This window comes from Shewanella violacea DSS12 (assembly GCF_000091325.1).
Taxonomy (GTDB): domain Bacteria; phylum Pseudomonadota; class Gammaproteobacteria; order Enterobacterales; family Shewanellaceae; genus Shewanella; species Shewanella violacea.
The window spans coordinates 3,862,769-3,879,067 of the sequence record NC_014012.1 but is presented as its reverse complement, the minus strand read 5'-3'; the positions used below and the strand labels follow the sequence as shown (position 1 = coordinate 3,879,067).

12 protein-coding genes, 1 tRNA gene and 3 rRNA genes are annotated in these 16,299 nt (G+C 44.7%); 10 read left to right on the top strand and 6 right to left on the bottom strand.

Annotated elements, in window-relative coordinates:
* The first annotated feature begins 123 nt into the window (after positions 1-123).
* Positions 124-444, top strand: coding sequence for a hypothetical protein (locus SVI_RS16190; RefSeq protein WP_013052689.1), 321 nt, complete (start codon positions 124-126; stop codon positions 442-444).
* A gap of 126 nt (positions 445-570) precedes the next feature.
* Here the strand turns inward: SVI_RS16190 and SVI_RS16185 are convergent, their stop codons facing one another.
* Positions 571-1,020 (bottom strand): DUF4124 domain-containing protein, encoded by a 450-nt coding sequence (locus tag SVI_RS16185; RefSeq protein ID WP_013052688.1) that lies wholly within the window; start codon positions 1,018-1,020, stop codon positions 571-573.
* 135 nt (positions 1,021-1,155) lie between these two features.
* On the opposite strand from SVI_RS16185, the gene pssA reads away from it, so the two are divergent.
* The 7 genes from pssA (at position 1,156) to SVI_RS16150 (ending at position 11,256) form a co-directional block, all read left to right on the top strand.
* Positions 1,156-1,920, top strand: coding sequence for a CDP-diacylglycerol--serine O-phosphatidyltransferase (pssA, locus tag SVI_RS16180; RefSeq protein WP_041420029.1), 765 nt, complete (start codon positions 1,156-1,158; stop codon positions 1,918-1,920).
* 825 nt (positions 1,921-2,745) lie between these two features.
* Positions 2,746-4,290, top strand: a 16S ribosomal RNA gene (locus tag SVI_RS16170).
* Between the two features lie 319 nt (positions 4,291-4,609).
* Positions 4,610-7,514: ribosomal RNA gene (locus tag SVI_RS16165) — 23S ribosomal RNA — on the top strand.
* Positions 7,515-7,671: 157 nt separating this feature from the next.
* Positions 7,672-7,787: ribosomal RNA gene (gene rrf / locus SVI_RS16160) — 5S ribosomal RNA — on the top strand.
* Together the 16S, 23S and 5S rRNA genes form the textbook arrangement of a ribosomal RNA operon.
* A 2,247-nt stretch (positions 7,788-10,034) precedes the next feature.
* The gene (locus SVI_RS21585) at positions 10,035-10,601 is read left to right on the top strand and encodes a LamG domain-containing protein (RefSeq protein ID WP_013052684.1); all 567 of its coding nucleotides are present in this window, start codon (positions 10,035-10,037) and stop codon (positions 10,599-10,601) included.
* A gap of 60 nt (positions 10,602-10,661) precedes the next feature.
* The gene (locus tag SVI_RS21580; protein WP_049791116.1) at positions 10,662-10,991 is read left to right on the top strand and encodes a LamG domain-containing protein; all 330 of its coding nucleotides are present in this window, start codon (positions 10,662-10,664) and stop codon (positions 10,989-10,991) included.
* A gap of 188 nt (positions 10,992-11,179) precedes the next feature.
* A tRNA-Trp gene (locus SVI_RS16150) sits at positions 11,180-11,256 on the top strand.
* A 157-nt stretch (positions 11,257-11,413) separates the two neighbouring features.
* Here SVI_RS16150 and SVI_RS16145 read toward each other — a convergent pair.
* Positions 11,414-11,881, bottom strand: a complete 468-nt coding sequence (locus tag SVI_RS16145) for a Dps family protein (RefSeq protein WP_013052682.1) — start codon at positions 11,879-11,881, stop codon at positions 11,414-11,416.
* Positions 11,882-12,040: 159 nt separating this feature from the next.
* Between SVI_RS16145 and SVI_RS16140 the strand changes: the two genes are divergently transcribed.
* The gene (locus tag SVI_RS16140) at positions 12,041-12,391 is read left to right on the top strand and encodes a hypothetical protein (protein WP_013052681.1); all 351 of its coding nucleotides are present in this window, start codon (positions 12,041-12,043) and stop codon (positions 12,389-12,391) included.
* An 8-nt stretch (positions 12,392-12,399) separates the two neighbouring features.
* Positions 12,400-12,849, top strand: a complete 450-nt coding sequence (rimI, locus tag SVI_RS16135; RefSeq protein ID WP_013052680.1) for a ribosomal protein S18-alanine N-acetyltransferase — start codon at positions 12,400-12,402, stop codon at positions 12,847-12,849.
* Positions 12,850-12,946: 97 nt separating this feature from the next.
* Here rimI and lipA read toward each other — a convergent pair whose 3' ends face one another.
* From lipA to SVI_RS16115, 4 genes are all read right to left on the bottom strand, one after another.
* A complete protein-coding gene (lipA, locus tag SVI_RS16130) occupies positions 12,947-13,912 on the bottom strand; it encodes a lipoyl synthase (RefSeq protein WP_013052679.1) in 966 nt (321 codons plus the stop codon).
* Positions 13,909-14,562, bottom strand: coding sequence for a lipoyl(octanoyl) transferase LipB (lipB, locus tag SVI_RS16125; protein ID WP_041420426.1), 654 nt, complete (start codon positions 14,560-14,562; stop codon positions 13,909-13,911). Before lipB ends, lipA begins: the two co-directional genes overlap by 4 nt.
* Positions 14,563-14,731: 169 nt before the next feature.
* Positions 14,732-14,998, bottom strand: a complete 267-nt coding sequence (gene ybeD / locus SVI_RS16120) for a DUF493 family protein YbeD (protein ID WP_013052677.1) — start codon at positions 14,996-14,998, stop codon at positions 14,732-14,734.
* A gap of 122 nt (positions 14,999-15,120) precedes the next feature.
* Positions 15,121-16,293 carry a serine hydrolase gene (locus SVI_RS16115; protein ID WP_013052676.1) on the bottom strand — a complete coding sequence of 391 codons (1,173 nt, stop codon included), beginning with the start codon at positions 16,291-16,293 and terminating at the stop codon, positions 15,121-15,123.
* Between the last annotated feature and the right edge of the window lie 6 nt (positions 16,294-16,299).

Below are 16,299 nucleotides of genomic sequence, written 5' to 3'. Positions count from 1 at the left end.
ATTTAATATAGTCAGTTATTTAGGTGTAAAATACCTATTTAACTTAGACATAGAGTAGTAAACCAGTCTGGAGTGATACTTGCCATTGGTTTGCTGCTTATAGCCTAATAAGGAGTATGAATCATGAAATCAACATTAGCACTCATCGGATTGGTGTCATTATCGGTCCTAGGTTGTAGTTCCACTACTCCAGAGCCTAAAGTAAACCAGGACATTGAAACATATATAGGTGTAGGCAATATCGATTACGATAGTCAATATCATTTTGGTTATGATCAAGGCTGCAAGAGTGCAATTACAGTTAAACACAATGGTGGAACACTCTCCGAATTTAAAGATACAATATTAGACGGTTTAGGTTCCTTTGATGAAGGCTGGAATGCAGGCATTCAAGCATGCCAAGAAGGGATAAGCCGTTCCATGTATACAGTCAAAAAATCTTAAATAATAATTATATGACACCCCACATTAGACGTAATAGATACTACTAATATGGGGTGAAGTCAGATTTCTTCTAGCTAATAACTGCCTATAGTGCTTTTGATATTGTTCTGCACTCGATACCTGTGTCTATTTACAGAATAGCGCTACTCTCTGTTTCTGCATTTTAATCTTTTGCTGACGTTGTTCCTCAGTCACTGCAACGACTTCACCTGTTTGTTGATCTTTACTGTTTAGCTTGGTGTGGGTCACCAAAATATCAAGGTTGTATTTTGCGTTCTTGCAGATTTCTTTTGCTTGTTCTTTATCAAATTGATTAATTTGTGCTGCATCTTGTTGAGCTTGGCTTAACTTTGTTGGCTCTTTACTACTAGCTATTGGAGCCACTGTCCCTATGGATTTTGGTTCAATATCTTCACTGTATAGTTTCTCAGATTTAGACTGCTCGTCTGCATTCTCTGGGATTTGCTGACTGAAGTGAGTCACTCCATTATCATCTACCCACTTATAGATAACGGTTGCTGAAACGTATGTCACAAATAGTAAAGGTAGAGCGAGAGCTAATAATCTTGAGTACATAATGGCTTCCAATCAAAACTAAGATGAACTTGCTCACAGGATATGATGAGCTTAAGTAAATAACTGATAACGGAAAAGTGTAGAACAGTTAAAGTATGGTATATTTTTTATACAAGATACTCATCTTTGAATGATATGCAAAACTTTGATAAAGATTCGGTAAAACGTAAAGGTATCTACCTACTCCCAAACTTGTTTACCACAGCAGGATTATTTTCTGGATTCTATGCGGTTATTGCATCTATGAATGGCTTGTATGAGTCTGCTGCAATTGCTGTGTTTGTCGCCATGTTATTTGATGGGCTCGATGGCCGCGTGGCAAGAATGACTAATACCCAGAGTCAATTTGGAGCTGAATACGACAGTATGGCCGACATGGTGTCATTTGGAGTTGCTCCTGCTTTGATCGCCTATAATTGGGGATTAGCAGAACTTGGAAAGTTAGGTTGGCTCGCGGCCTTTATATATTGTGCAGGTGCTGCATTGCGCTTAGCTCGTTTTAATACACAGGTTGGAGTAGCCGATAAACGTTATTTTCAAGGGTTGGCAAGCCCCGCAGCGGCGGCAGTGATCGCTGCTAGTATTTGGTTGGGAAGCCAAAATGCACTCGATGGTCATAATGTTAGTTGGGTCGTGGCTATTATTACCATCATATTAGGCTTACTCATGGTAAGTAACTTTCGCTATTTATCATTCAAAGACATCGACTGGCGCAGTCGAGTTAACTTTCTTGTCATCTTATCCCTCGTAGGCATATTTGTTTTTGTGTCTCTAGAGCCTGCACTAATACTCTGCTTTATTTTTTATCTTTATGCTCTATCGGGCCCTGTGATGACTATTTATGGCATACGAAAATTGAAAGTAACGCCAAACACTAGTAGTCAAAAAGATGAAGACTGAAGCGTGGGAAAGGATAGTTAAAATATCAAGCAAGCTAATGAAGATAAAACCAAGGAGTCGAATAATAACTCGGTGAGGTAGATTTTAAGTTATTCCTATATCTATAGATATATCTCTCAAAAATCTGCCAATTAGGTGCAGGCTCATAGAAGTGTGCCAGACTTAGTCTCCCTGCTAGGATGTTTAGAGTAAAAAAAGCCCTTCAGGTCGGTGTTGTGTGTGCTTTCTGGACGCTTTGGTTGATAAATACTCGCTTGTTTGTTTTTTTTAAATAAGCCCTTGTGCTCACATCGAAACCCCCTATAATGCGCATCCACTGACACGGCAACCCAGTCCTACTAAACATTAAGTTGAGTAAGACCAGTCGAGTTAGGGCAACAAGTTAGCTTAGTTTTTTCCTTCGTTTTAAACGATAAGAATTAAATGTTTAAAAGCCCTTGACGCCAACCACGGAGAGTGTAGAATACGCCTCCCTAGCCAAGACGAATAGCCTTGGTCAGTAAGTAAAAGCCTTCGACCTAGCGTCAACGGCGGTGCTACTTAGCACCACGTTCTTTAACAATACAAAACAAGAAATCTGTGTGGACACTCACAGGTGTTGAGTTATTCGAAGCCATCTTACTTTGTAAGTGGCAACAAATTTTCTCAATGAACCACTGAGTGACCATAGCAACTTTGGTTTCTACTTTCTTTCGAGAAAGTAAATTCAAAGAAGCAAAATATGTAAGCTTCATTGGCATTCTCTTTATAGAGAGTGGTTAATGAAAAACAGTATAATTCATTGAGCCGATGTCATCTTCGAAAGAGGATGCATCAAAAGAACTTTAATTGAAGAGTTTGATCATGGCTCAGATTGAACGCTGGCGGCAGGCCTAACACATGCAAGTCGAGCGGAAACAGAAAGTAGCTTGCTACTTTGCTGTCGAGCGGCGGACGGGTGAGTAATGCCTAGGGAACTGCCCAGTCGAGGGGGATAACAGTTGGAAACGACTGCTAATACCGCATACGCCCTACGGGGGAAAGGAGGGGACCTTCGGGCCTTTCGCGATTGGATGTACCTAGGTGGGATTAGCTAGTTGGTAAGGTAATGGCTTACCAAGGCGACGATCCCTAGCTGGTCTGAGAGGATGATCAGCCACACTGGAACTGAGACACGGTCCAGACTCCTACGGGAGGCAGCAGTGGGGAATATTGCACAATGGGCGAAAGCCTGATGCAGCCATGCCGCGTGTGTGAAGAAGGCCTTCGGGTTGTAAAGCACTTTCAGCGAGGAGGAAAGGTAGGTAGTTAATAACTGCTTACTGTGACGTTACTCGCAGAAGAAGCACCGGCTAACTTCGTGCCAGCAGCCGCGGTAATACGAGGGGTGCAAGCGTTAATCGGAATTACTGGGCGTAAAGCGTACGCAGGCGGTTTGTTAAGCAAGATGTGAAAGCCCCGGGCTCAACCTGGGAATTGCATTTTGAACTGGCAAACTAGAGTCTTGTAGAGGGGGGTAGAATTTCAGGTGTAGCGGTGAAATGCGTAGAGATCTGAAGGAATACCGGTGGCGAAGGCGGCCCCCTGGACAAAGACTGACGCTCAGGTACGAAAGCGTGGGGAGCAAACAGGATTAGATACCCTGGTAGTCCACGCCGTAAACGATGTCTACTCGGAATTTGGTGTCTTGAACACTGGGTTCCCAAGCTAACGCATTAAGTAGACCGCCTGGGGAGTACGGCCGCAAGGTTAAAACTCAAATGAATTGACGGGGGCCCGCACAAGCGGTGGAGCATGTGGTTTAATTCGATGCAACGCGAAGAACCTTACCTACTCTTGACATCCATAGAACTCGCTAGAGATAGCTTGGTGCCTTCGGGAACTATGAGACAGGTGCTGCATGGCTGTCGTCAGCTCGTGTTGTGAAATGTTGGGTTAAGTCCCGCAACGAGCGCAACCCTTATCCTTATTTGCCAGCACGTAATGGTGGGAACTTTAGGGAGACTGCCGGTGATAAACCGGAGGAAGGTGGGGACGACGTCAAGTCATCATGGCCCTTACGAGTAGGGCTACACACGTGCTACAATGGTCGGTACAGAGGGTCGCAACGCCGCGAGGTCAAGCTAATCCCACAAAGCCGGTCGTAGTCCGGATCGGAGTCTGCAACTCGACTCCGTGAAGTCGGAATCGCTAGTAATCGTGAATCAGAATGTCACGGTGAATACGTTCCCGGGCCTTGTACACACCGCCCGTCACACCATGGGAGTGGGCTGCACCAGAAGTAGATAGCTTAACCCTTCGGGGAGGGCGTTTACCACGGTGTGGTTCATGACTGGGGTGAAGTCGTAACAAGGTAGCCCTAGGGGAACCTGGGGCTGGATCACCTCCTTACCTATACGACTAACTCAATATTTGCTGAGTGTTCACACAGATAACTTGTTCTTGTTAGAGCGAGAAACGCACCTTTACGGTGTTGTTTGTTCTTTAAAAATTTGGAAAGCTGATAGTGTTAATGCGAAAGGGATAATGACTTACTTGTAGGTTGTTATTAATAGCATTAGCGCGAAAAATAAATAAATAATTGAGTTCTCAAACACTTAAATTAAGTGCCGAAGCATAGCAATATGCTTCAAGAGTATTCTTTTGGCGAAAGTAAACACCATTAGTTGCATTACTATTCATATTAGTTTCAAACTTATGTGGGTTGTATGGTTAAGTGACTAAGCGTATACGGTGGATGCCTTGGCAGTCAGAGGCGATGAAGGACGTAGTAACTTGCGAAAAGCGTTGGCGAGCTAGTAACAAGCATTTGAGCTAACGATATCCGAATGGGGAAACCCACTCACATAAGTGAGTATCACATACTGAATACATAGGTATGTGAGGCAAACCCGGGGAACTGAAACATCTAAGTACCCGGAGGAAAAGAAATCAACCGAGATTCCCCTAGTAGCGGCGAGCGAACGGGGATTAGCCCTTAAGTCTATAGGGTGTTAGTGGAATGAGTTGGAAAGCTCAGCGGCACAGGGTGATAGCCCCGTACATGAAAACTAACTATAGATGAAAACGAGTAGGACGGGACACGTGACATCTTGTCTGAACATGGGGGGACCATCCTCCAAGGCTAAATACTCCTGACTGACCGATAGTGAACCAGTACCGTGAGGGAAAGGCGAAAAGAACCCCTGTGAGGGGAGTGAAATAGAACCTGAAACCGTATACGTACAAGCAGTGGGAGCGGTTCTTGAGACCGTGACTGCGTACCTTTTGTATAATGGGTCAGCGACTTACATTTTGTAGCGAGGTTAAGCGAATAGCGGAGCCGTAGGGAAACCGAGTGTTAACTGCGCGTTTAGTTGCAAGGTGTAGACCCGAAACCCGGTGATCTATCCATGGGCAGGTTGAAGGTTGAGTAACATCAACTGGAGGACCGAACCGACTTATGTTGAAAAATGAGCGGATGACTTGTGGATGGGGGTGAAAGGCCAATCAAACCGGGAGATATCTGGTTCTCCTCGAAAGCTATTTAGGTAGCGCCTCGAGCGAATACCATTGGGGGTAGAGCACTGTTAAGGCTAGGGGGTCATCCCGACTTACCAACCCTTTGCAAACTCCGAATACCAATGAGTACTACTCGGGAGACACACGGCGGGTGCTAACGTCCGTCGTGAAAAGGGAAACAACCCAGACCATCAGCTAAGGTCCCAAAGTTATTGCTAAGTGGGAAACGATGTGGGAAGGCTTAGACAGCTAGGAAGTTGGCTTAGAAGCAGCCATCTTTTAAAGAAAGCGTAATAGCTCACTAGTCGAGTCGGCCTGCGCGGAAGATTTAACGGGGCTAAGCAATACACCGAAGCTATGGGTTTGCTAGTTTACTAGCAAGCGGTAGAGGAGCGTTCTGTAAGCCGTTGAAGGGAAAGGGGTAACCCATCCTGGAGGTATCAGAAGTGCGAATGCTGACATGAGTAACGATAAAGGGAGTGAAAAACTCCCTCGCCGAAAGACCAAGGTTTCCTGTCCAATGTTAATCAGGGCAGGGTAAGTCGACCCCTAAGGTGAGGCCGAAAGGCGTAATCGATGGGAAACAGGTTAATATTCCTGTACTTCTGCTAACTGCGATGGAGAGACGGAGAAGGCTAGGCTAGCGCGGCGTTGGTTGTCCGCGTTTAAGGTTGTAGGTTGTATTCTTAGGCAAATCCGGGAATACGCATTAAATTGCAAGACTGAGGACTGATGACGAGTCACTAAGGTGATGAAGTAGTTGATGCCATGCTTCCAGGAAAATCTTCTAAGCTTCAGGTTAGTAGGAATCGTACCCCAAACCGACACAGGTGGTTGGGTAGAGAATACCAAGGCGCTTGAGAGAACTCGGCTGAAGGAACTAGGCAAAATGGTACCGTAACTTCGGGAGAAGGTACGCTCCCAGCGGTGATGAGACTTGCTCTCTAAGCTGCCGGGAGTCGCAGATACCAGGTGGCTGCAACTGTTTATCAAAAACACAGTACTGTGCAAACTCGCAAGAGGAAGTATACGGTATGACGCCTGCCCGGTGCCGGAAGGTTAATTGATTGGGTTATCTTCGGAGAAGCTCATGATCGAAGCCCCGGTAAACGGCGGCCGTAACTATAACGGTCCTAAGGTAGCGAAATTCCTTGTCGGGTAAGTTCCGACCTGCACGAATGGCGTAATGATGGCCACGCTGTCTCCAGCCGAGACTCAGTGAAGTTGAAATTGCGGTGAAGATGCCGTATACCCGCGGCTAGACGGAAAGACCCCGTGCACCTTTACTATAGCTTGGCACTGAACATTGAACCTACATGTGTAGGATAGGTGGGAGACTTTGAAGCAGAGACGCTAGTTTTTGTGGAGTCAACCTTGAAATACCACCCTTGTAGTTTTGATGTTCTAACTTAGGCCCCTGAATCGGGGTTGAGGACAGTGTCTGGTGGGTAGTTTGACTGGGGCGGTCTCCTCCCAAAGAGTAACGGAGGAGCACGAAGGTTGGCTAAGTACGGTCGGACATCGTACGGTTAGTGCAATGGCATAAGCCAGCTTAACTGCGAGACATACACGTCGAGCAGGTACGAAAGTAGGTCATAGTGATCCGGTGGTTCTGTATGGAAGGGCCATCGCTCAACGGATAAAAGGTACGCCGGGGATAACAGGCTGATACCGCCCAAGAGTTCATATCGACGGCGGTGTTTGGCACCTCGATGTCGGCTCATCACATCCTGGGGCTGAAGTCGGTCCCAAGGGTATGGCTGTTCGCCATTTAAAGTGGTACGCGAGCTGGGTTCAGAACGTCGTGAGACAGTTCGGTCCCTATCTGCCGTGGGCGTTGGATGATTGAAGGAAGCTGCTCCTAGTACGAGAGGACCGGAGTGGACGAACCGCTGGTGTTCGGGTTGTTATGCCAATAGCATTGCCCGGTAGCTACGTTCGGAATCGATAACCGCTGAAAGCATCTAAGCGGGAAGCGAGTCCTAAGATGAGTCATCCCTAGGAATTTAATTCCTCTAAAGAGCCGTTCGAGACTAGGACGTTGATAGGCAGGGTGTGTAAGCGTTGTGAGGCGTTGAGCTAACCTGTACTAATGACTCGTGAGGCTTAACCATACAACCCAGATGGGTTTGTAGCGTTAATGATGATTACTTTACAAGCACAAAAGAATACGAACTTGATTTAAGTCGAACCAATTATTACTTTATTTAAAGCTATTTAGAATATTTTAAAAGATTCTGAATAGCCAGCTTTTCAAATTTACCAAATTAGTCTGGAAACCATAGCATTGTGGCACCACCTGAACCCATCTCGAACTCAGAAGTGAAACGCAATCGCGCCGATGGTAGTGTGGGGTCTCCCCATGTGAGAGTAGGTCATTTCCAGGCGCCTAATAAACGATAAAGCCCGTTGCTAACGCAACGGGCTTTATCGTTTTTAGCCTAGAAATGACCGAACGAACATGGGGAATGTTAAGAGCCCTCACGCAGTGAGGTTCATTCCATGTGATAGTAGGGTGATATCGCTGCGTTCAGCAAACGAAGTTTGATGCTGCGGTAGAGCGCGGAGGATTTATCCGAAGCTGGGCCATTGGAAGGCGCCTCCGCACAGGCGCACTCCTGATTTAACAGTAACTAAGCCACCTGAATAAGGTGGCTTTTTTGCGTCTGGAATTTAATAAAGTTTTGGCTGTTTAGCTCGAACTTATCGGTACCCATATCCACGTCAATGTAGGCAGGTGACTTATCCACTTAGGAAGGCATGAATGCCTACCCCGATGTCGGTCGATAAATGCTCCTTCAATATCGACACTTCCGCCATCCATGGCGGTCGCCCCGCCGCTGAGCTTGGTCAGCAATTGCATCCATGCATTTCTGACATTCACCACATCCCTGTGGCTTGCTCTCCCGCTACGAAACGAAGTTTCTCCGCGTTCAATTATGGCTGAATACTGTGTATCCAAAGCGCCGTAATTTCACCCCCATGTGTCCACTTCGTGGACTACGAGAGTTGCTCATTTCCAGGCACCTAATTTCTCGTAAAGAGAGTCGATAAATCCACAGCACTTTGTGTTGGGGATTTTTTCGTTTAACAGCTTTTGAAATGACCTTCTCACATGGGGGACATAAATAGAGTATGCGAAGCATGCTTCCTTTTATGTGCTAGGTAGAGATTTGCTCCTGCAATCTCGACACTTCCCACATCCCTGTGGGTCGTAAGGTGAAGTCCTTGCGCTTAGCAAACGTAGCTTGATGCTGGGTCTGAACGCGGAGGATTTATCCGAAGCTGGGCCATTGGAAGGCGCCTCCGATTTTTGTTCTATGACAGGCGCACTCCTGATTTAACAGTAACTAAGCCACCTTATTAAGGTGGCTTTTTTGCGTCTGGGATTTATAAAGTTTTGGCTGTTTAGCTCGAACTTACCGGTACAGATATCAGGTGGCTTATCCACTTAAGCACGTACGTGCAATGCCACTTTGGTTTATAAAGAGTCGATGTCGCCCCGCCGCTAAGCTTGGTCAGCAATTGCATCCATGCATTTCTGACATTCACCACATCCCTGTGGCTTGCTCTCCCGCTACGAAACCAAGTTTCTCCGCGTTCAATTATGGCTGAATACTGCGTATTCAAAGCGCCGTAATTTCACCCCCATGTGTCCACTTTGTGGACTACGAGAGTTGCTCATTTCCAGGCACCTAATTTCTCGTAAAGAGAGTCGATAAAGCCCGTTGCTAACGCAACGGGCTTTTTTCGTTTTTAGTCTGGAAAGATGACCACTCGAACATGGGAATGTAAAAAGCTCGAACGCAGTGAGGTTCATTCCATGTGATAGTAGGGTGAAGTCCTTGCGCTTATTAAGCGTAGCTTGATGTGCGGAGGATTTATCCGAAGCTGGGCCATTGGAAGGCACCTCGGTTGCAGGCTATAAAACCACTATCCAACGTCAATATAGGCAGGTGGCTTATTCACTTAAGCAGGTATGTGCAATGCCACTTTGGTTTATAAAGAGTCGATGGGTCCATTCCATTATCCATTGCGGTCGACCCGCCGCTGAGCTTGGTTAGCAATTACATCCAGGCATTTCTGACATTCATCACATCCATGCGGCTTGCTCCCCCAGCTTCATGACTTCTTCATTACGCGCTACAAAGCAGCTGAATGCTATGCATCCAAAGCGCTACTTCTTATCCTCCATGCTTTGGTCTTCGACAAGTATCATAGCCACTAAATTTTGACCATTGGAAGGCGGCACCTATCTTTGCTCCAAGCTAGTAGAGCTGTTCATTTCAATCACCATAATTCTCCCCCATGTGCTTGATAGATATTTTCTCCTCGGTTCTAGCAAGAAAATGCTTGTGTAAAAGCCTGTTCTACCTTCATGTCTCTCGTTTAATAGCTTACAGTTTGACGATTTCGTCTAGTTTCGCTCTAGCTATACTTTAATATAGTTATGGGTTACTAATTCACCGTTATTTTGGTGGGGTTATTTACTCTAAGCTAGCTAGGACATATGTATTACTGGTTGAGCCGTTATTAAGTTATTCGAATATTCCTAATCGATATTTACCTCTGCATTCTTGTTGCCATTATGTTGTTTTCACAGCGTTGTCATTTAATCTATTCAAGGATGTGATATGAAAAGTGTGAGCGCTAAAATATTCTGTTCGGCAGGCTTATTAATATCGATAAGCTTTGCTTCCCAGTCGGGGGCTATCGGTGATGAGCTTTTTGAGAAGAAAACCTTCACCGATGACTTTAGCTATTCGAATTTGAATGATTTTTATGATAACGGCTGGAAAGTGAGAACCGAAACCGGTCACCCAGGGATTTCAGGTGCCAGTTGGTCTGCTGATGGCATAAGTTTCGTTACTGAAGTTGATGGATTAAAGGGTAACTTCATCAGAATAAGTTCGATGACCGCTGGTGAAGGTGAGAATACCCGACATACTCAGTTTTGCCATGAGCGTAAGTACTTAAATGGTACCTATGCCGCTAAAGTCTTTTTCAGAGATGAGTCTACTTTTGGTCCAGATGGCGATGAAGTAATACAGACCTTCTATACCATCAGTCCTTTAGCATTTCCAATGAACCCTCAATACAGTGAAGTAGATTTTGAATACCTACCTAATGGTGGCTGGGGAAGTAACTCTGAGCCTGCCATGTGGACAACGACTAGGGAGACTTTTCAATTAACGCCCTAGACTAAGGTTAACGAGTATACTCGCAAATCTGGTAGCAATGCAGGTTGGAAAATTCTGCTGATGACAGTGGAAGCGGATCAAGTTAACTACTATGTTGACGGTCAGCTTATCTCTACTCACAGTGACAAGGTGGCACCGGATCAGCCTATGTCGATAAATTTTAATTTATGGTTTATGCCTAAAGGAGCCGATGCTTCTATCGGTCCGGTTGATTCCGATGAGATGCGTGAATATCGACAAGATATCGACTGGGTATTCCATATTAAGGGAGCATTACTTTCAACTGATGAAGTGAAGGAATATGTGACTAAATTCCGAGGCGGTATGATCAAGTATTTTGATAGAGTACCTCAATTAACGCCAGTTTTGGCTTCACCCTGTGGTTTGTAGCTTAATTATTGGCTAATGAAATTCTTTCATCTAGATTGGATTAGCTATTATCTAGCCTAGATATAGCGTGATAACGTTTAAATTTTGTCCTTATTACAATTCTTGCTTGAAAATGCCGCAGTTAAACGGTTTTATGATAAAAAGACTTTACCTTTTAGGCGAGTTTAAGCATAATGCGTCTCGTCAACAGGGGTATAGTTCCAATTGGTAGAACAGCGGTCTCCAAAACCGATGGTTGCGAGTTCGAGTCTTGCTACCCCTGCCACATTTAGAAAAAGCCGAGCATTAGCTCGGCTTTTTTGCATCTGGAGTTTAGTGATTTTATGCATTGCTTTTAAGGCTCTCAGCTCCCTACTTGCTAAACCGCTAAACCGCTAAACCGCTAAACCGCTAAACCGCTAAACCGCTAAACCGCTAAACCGCTAAACCGCTAACAGGCTCCTTAACATCCATGCTGTTTTTTCATGTGTCTGAATTCTTTGGGTAAGCAGATCTGCTGACGCCTCATCATTTGCTTGGTTTACTAAAGGATAAAGAGATCTGATATTACGTATTATCACTTCCTGACCTTTTAACAGCTCGCTAAGCATCTCGTTAGCATCTGTAATGCCATGATCTTCTTTGATGCCAGTCAGAGCCGCATAGGCACTGTATGAGCCCAATGCACGTGATCCTAAGGCTCTAATTCTTTCAGCAATTAAATCAACTGCTGTGGCTAATTCAGTGTATTGCTCTTCAAATAGCTGATGTAAGCTGGTAAACATAGGTCCAGTGACATTCCAGTGAAAGCTGTGAGTCTTAAGGTACAAACTATAGCTGTCAGCTAAGACTTGATTGAGGCCGGCTGTTATCTCTTTCCTATCTTGCTCGTTAATTCCGATATTGATCATTAATTCTCTCCTGAGTTATTACAATCATTCTATCCCTCTGTGTTATTCATATAAAACGCTAAGAATTGATCATTCTAATCGGTTTTGTGATTTTGTTTAGTCTTGCTTTTATAAGCTGGTATCCTATGAATCATCAAAGAACGAAGGGCATTAATCAGAGTGGAAAAAGCGGCATATTTAGATGCGATGGGGATCAATCGATGGGTACAGACTAGCAACGCAGCTAAGACTTACTTCATCTTAGTGGACAAAGTTGAGCCAGGTATTGAGCATCACCCTGTTATTAATTCTGTTTTATCACTAATAGAGTGTCCAATAACAAACTGTTCATTTACAGAGCAGTTTATCAAAGGGGCCGATGTTATTTGGGATATGCGACGTCTCAAAATACCCAGGTCTAATCCTGTACTCAGCTCTGCACCTTTAGCCGAACTATTAATCAAGGCTGAAGCTAAGCGTGAATTGTGGAATTTTATTGTTGCTCATAACAAAGAGTCTCACATAGGATAACTAAGAGTATGTCACAACAAGTATGCCGATTAAGCCTTACTGATGCTGTGAACATGGCTAATCTAGCTACATTGGCTCATACGCATCCAATGAGCTTGGGTACTATACAGAGCTGTTTTGGACACTTGTACTCAACATTCGGACTTGAGATCGAAGGACGATTGGTTGGCTTCGCGATTCTTCATCAAATATTTGAAGATGCGACCTTGATGGATATCTGTGTTGATCCTTCCGAGCAGGGGAGAGGATATGGTCAAATGTTATTGCAAGCCGTGATCACTGATGCGGCCCAATCTAAGGCTGAGACATTGTTTCTTGAGGTGAGATCCTCGAGTCTTGCCGCCAGACATATGTATGCTAAGTACGATTTCAAAGAGTCGGGCATTCGTAAGGGCTATTATAAGACTGAGAGTGCCAATGAAGACGCTATCTTGATGGAACTTGCCATTAGCCTGTAGAGTTAAGACTAGATAGGTTTTTACCAAAATTTAGCTAAAAAAATAGCGTCGGCTGACGGGTCAGTGACGCTAGATTTCTAGTATCATTTTTACAGGTCTATTTGACTTCTTTACCTTGAGCTTGCAGATCCGCATGGTAGCTAGAGCGCACCATAGGTCCACAGGCTGCATGCGTAAAGCCTAATCCTTCAGCTAAGACTCTCAGTTCATCAAATTCAGCAGGCGGCACATATCTTTCTACCGGCAAGTGGAACTTAGAGGGTTGTAAGTATTGGCCTAACGTCAGCATTTCAACATTATGAGCGCGGAGATCGCGTAACACTTGAGCTATCTCTTCGTTGGTCTCACCTAAGCCCATCATTAATCCTGATTTTGTCGGGATATGTGGATGACGCGCTTTAAATTTTTTCAATAGATCCAGAGACCATTGATAGTTAGCACCGGGTCTAGCCTTACGATAGTGCATAGGTGCAGTTTCAAGATTGTGATTGAAAACATCTGGTGGCTCGGTAGCCAATATTTCCAATGCAGCATCTATACGTCCGCGAAAGTCAGGGACTAAGGTTTCGATCTTGATCTCAGGGTTGAGTAAGCGTATTTCACGGATACAGTCCGCAAAATGTTGAGCGCCACCGTCACGCAGATCATCGCGATCCACTGAGGTAATTACCACATACTTAAGCTTCATATCCCTGATTGTCTGAGCTAGTTTTATTGGCTCTTCAGCATCTGGCTTAAGTGGACGTCCGTGGGCTACATCGCAAAATGGACAGCGACGGGTACAGATGGCGCCCAAAATCATAAAGGTGGCCGTACCATGGTTAAAGCACTCGGCAAGGTTGGGGCAAGATGCCTCCTCACATACAGAGTGGAGACCATTTTTACGCAAAGCCTGCTTTATTTCAGTGATCCTTTGGTTCGATGCAGGTAGTTTTACCCGCAACCAATCGGGTTTGCGTAGCATGGTTGCACGCTCTGAAGGAACGATTTTAATTGGAATTCGAGAGAGTTTTGCTTCATCTCTTAGTTTAACTCCAGGTTGTAATCTTTCTGGCCTACTCATGACTCTGACAATCCTTGATGATGAACTAGATTCTGATAGCCTAAGTTCTGGCTAAATGTTTTAACGAGTTGCTCTCCTGCCTCTTCGACAGTTTGAGGTCCGCCTAACGACTTGCATTGCGCCATTTCTAAACCGACATAACCACAGGGGTTAATTCGTTGAAACGGGCTCATATCCATATCGACATTAAGGGCTAAACCGTGAAAGGAACAGCCCTTACGGATCCTTAAGCCTAGGGATGCGATTTTACGTTCATCGACATAAACACCCGGAGCATCGGCTTTTGCATAAGCCTTAACTTGATAGTTTTCAAGCAACTGCACTATGCTATTCTCAATATCTGTGACGAGCTGGCGTACACCAATCTTAAGTCTTTTTATATTGATAAGAGGATAAGCCACAAGCTGACCTGGACCGTGATAAGTGACTTGACCACCTCGATCGACTTGTATGACTGGAATATCACCTGGATTGAGTATGTGCTCACTCTTGCCTGCTTGACCTTGGGTAAACACTGGTGGGTGTTCCACTATCCAAAGTTGATCTGGACTAGATTCATCCCGGTTGTCGGTATAATCTTGCATCGCGTGCCATACGGATTCGTAATCTTGTTGGCCAAGATATCTAACGTGTAACGTGCTCTGAGACAAGGGCAACCTCTCCCCTTAAACAATGATGGCGGTATTATACCCCTCTAACCGATAAATGTAAGCTAGATCACATTTATCGGTGATGAGTAATATTGAAGAAATCGACATGAGTCTGATTTTTCAAGTGTCATTTGCTCATAAAAATTTGAAAGGAAAATCTATACGCAGGTTATAAGACGCGCTTAACCCCTTCAATGGCGGCTAGCTCGATGTAGAGAGTCTCCACCTGTGCTTTATCTTGCACCGTCACTCGAATGGTGATCGAGTTGTAAGTGCCCTTACTCGACACCTTAGTGCTTGGTACATAATCACCAGGAACATGCTGTTGAACAACCGCAACGACTTTGTCTGCTAATGTGTCGCAGGCGTCTCCAATGATTTTAAATGGGAATGAGGTAGGGAACTCCATCAATTCATCAAATTTTGTATCTAACATATCTATAATCTCTTGCCGATGTAATAGGCTCTATATGGAGTTTATTATACGTATTTCAAGGGAAACTTGAAACAAAGAAGCCACCCTAAGGTGGCTTCTTATGGTCGATTTAAGCTTGGGGATTAGCTAAACAAGCCTGCAAACATCTGCTTAAAGTAATCCATCAGTTTACTGAACCAGCTACCTTCATTGACTTCTTGTAGGGTGACTAGTGGGAATTGAGCGATATCTTTACCATTAAGCTGGAAGTAGATACGGCCAACAGTCTCGCCTTTTGCTATAGGTGCTGTTAATTCTTTGGTTAGCTCAAAGTTGGCTTGTAGGTTTTTAGCCTGACCACGGCTGATAGTGATAGGTGTATCTGTAATAGCACCTAAATCAACAGACTCTTTGTCGCCGTACCAAATCTTTTGTGAAACAAAACTATCGCCAGCCTTGTACGGAGTAATAGTTTCAAAGAAACGGAAGCCATAGTTTAGCAGTTTTTTGCTTTCAGCTTTACGTGCACTTTCACTTCGAGTGCCCATGACCACAGAAACTAAACGCATACCGTCTTTTGTTGCTGATGTAACTAAGTTATATCCTGCACCAGATGTATGGCCGGTTTTTATACCGTCGACCTTCATGCTCTTGTCCCATAACAGGCCGTTACGGTTGTACTGTTTGATACCGTTATAGGTGAATGATTTCTGGCTATAGAGAGTATATTCTTTAGGAACGTCGCGGATAAGTGCAGCGCCTAATATCGCCATATCATAGGCCGTTGACTTATGATTGGTAGCATCCAGACCGTGAGCGTTTTCGAAGTGGCTGTCTTTCATGCCCAGCTGTTTTGCCCATGAGTTCATCAGATCGACGAAACCATCTTCAGTTCCGGCAATATGCTCGGCCATGGCGACGCATGCGTCGTTACCAGACTGGATTATGATACCGTGGTTTAAGTCGTCGACTGTGACATGCTTACCGACTTCAATGAACATTTTAGACGAGTCGGGAAAGTTCTTTGACCAGGCTTTCTTACTGACGACTACTTCATCTTCAGGTGAGATATTACCGGCTTTCATCTCTTGGCCAATGACGTAACTGGTCATCATCTTAGTTAGGCTGGCCGGATTTAAGCTCTCGTAAGCATTCTCTTCTGTAATAATTTGCCCTGTGTTGAAGTCCATTAAAACATAGGCTTTAGCTGCAACAGTTGGTGCAATTGGCGTAACGATTGGTGCTGCATAGGTGGATGAGCACACGACAGTAGTCGCAAGAATAAGTGTTTTTAATGGGCGATTTAAAATTTTCATATCAAC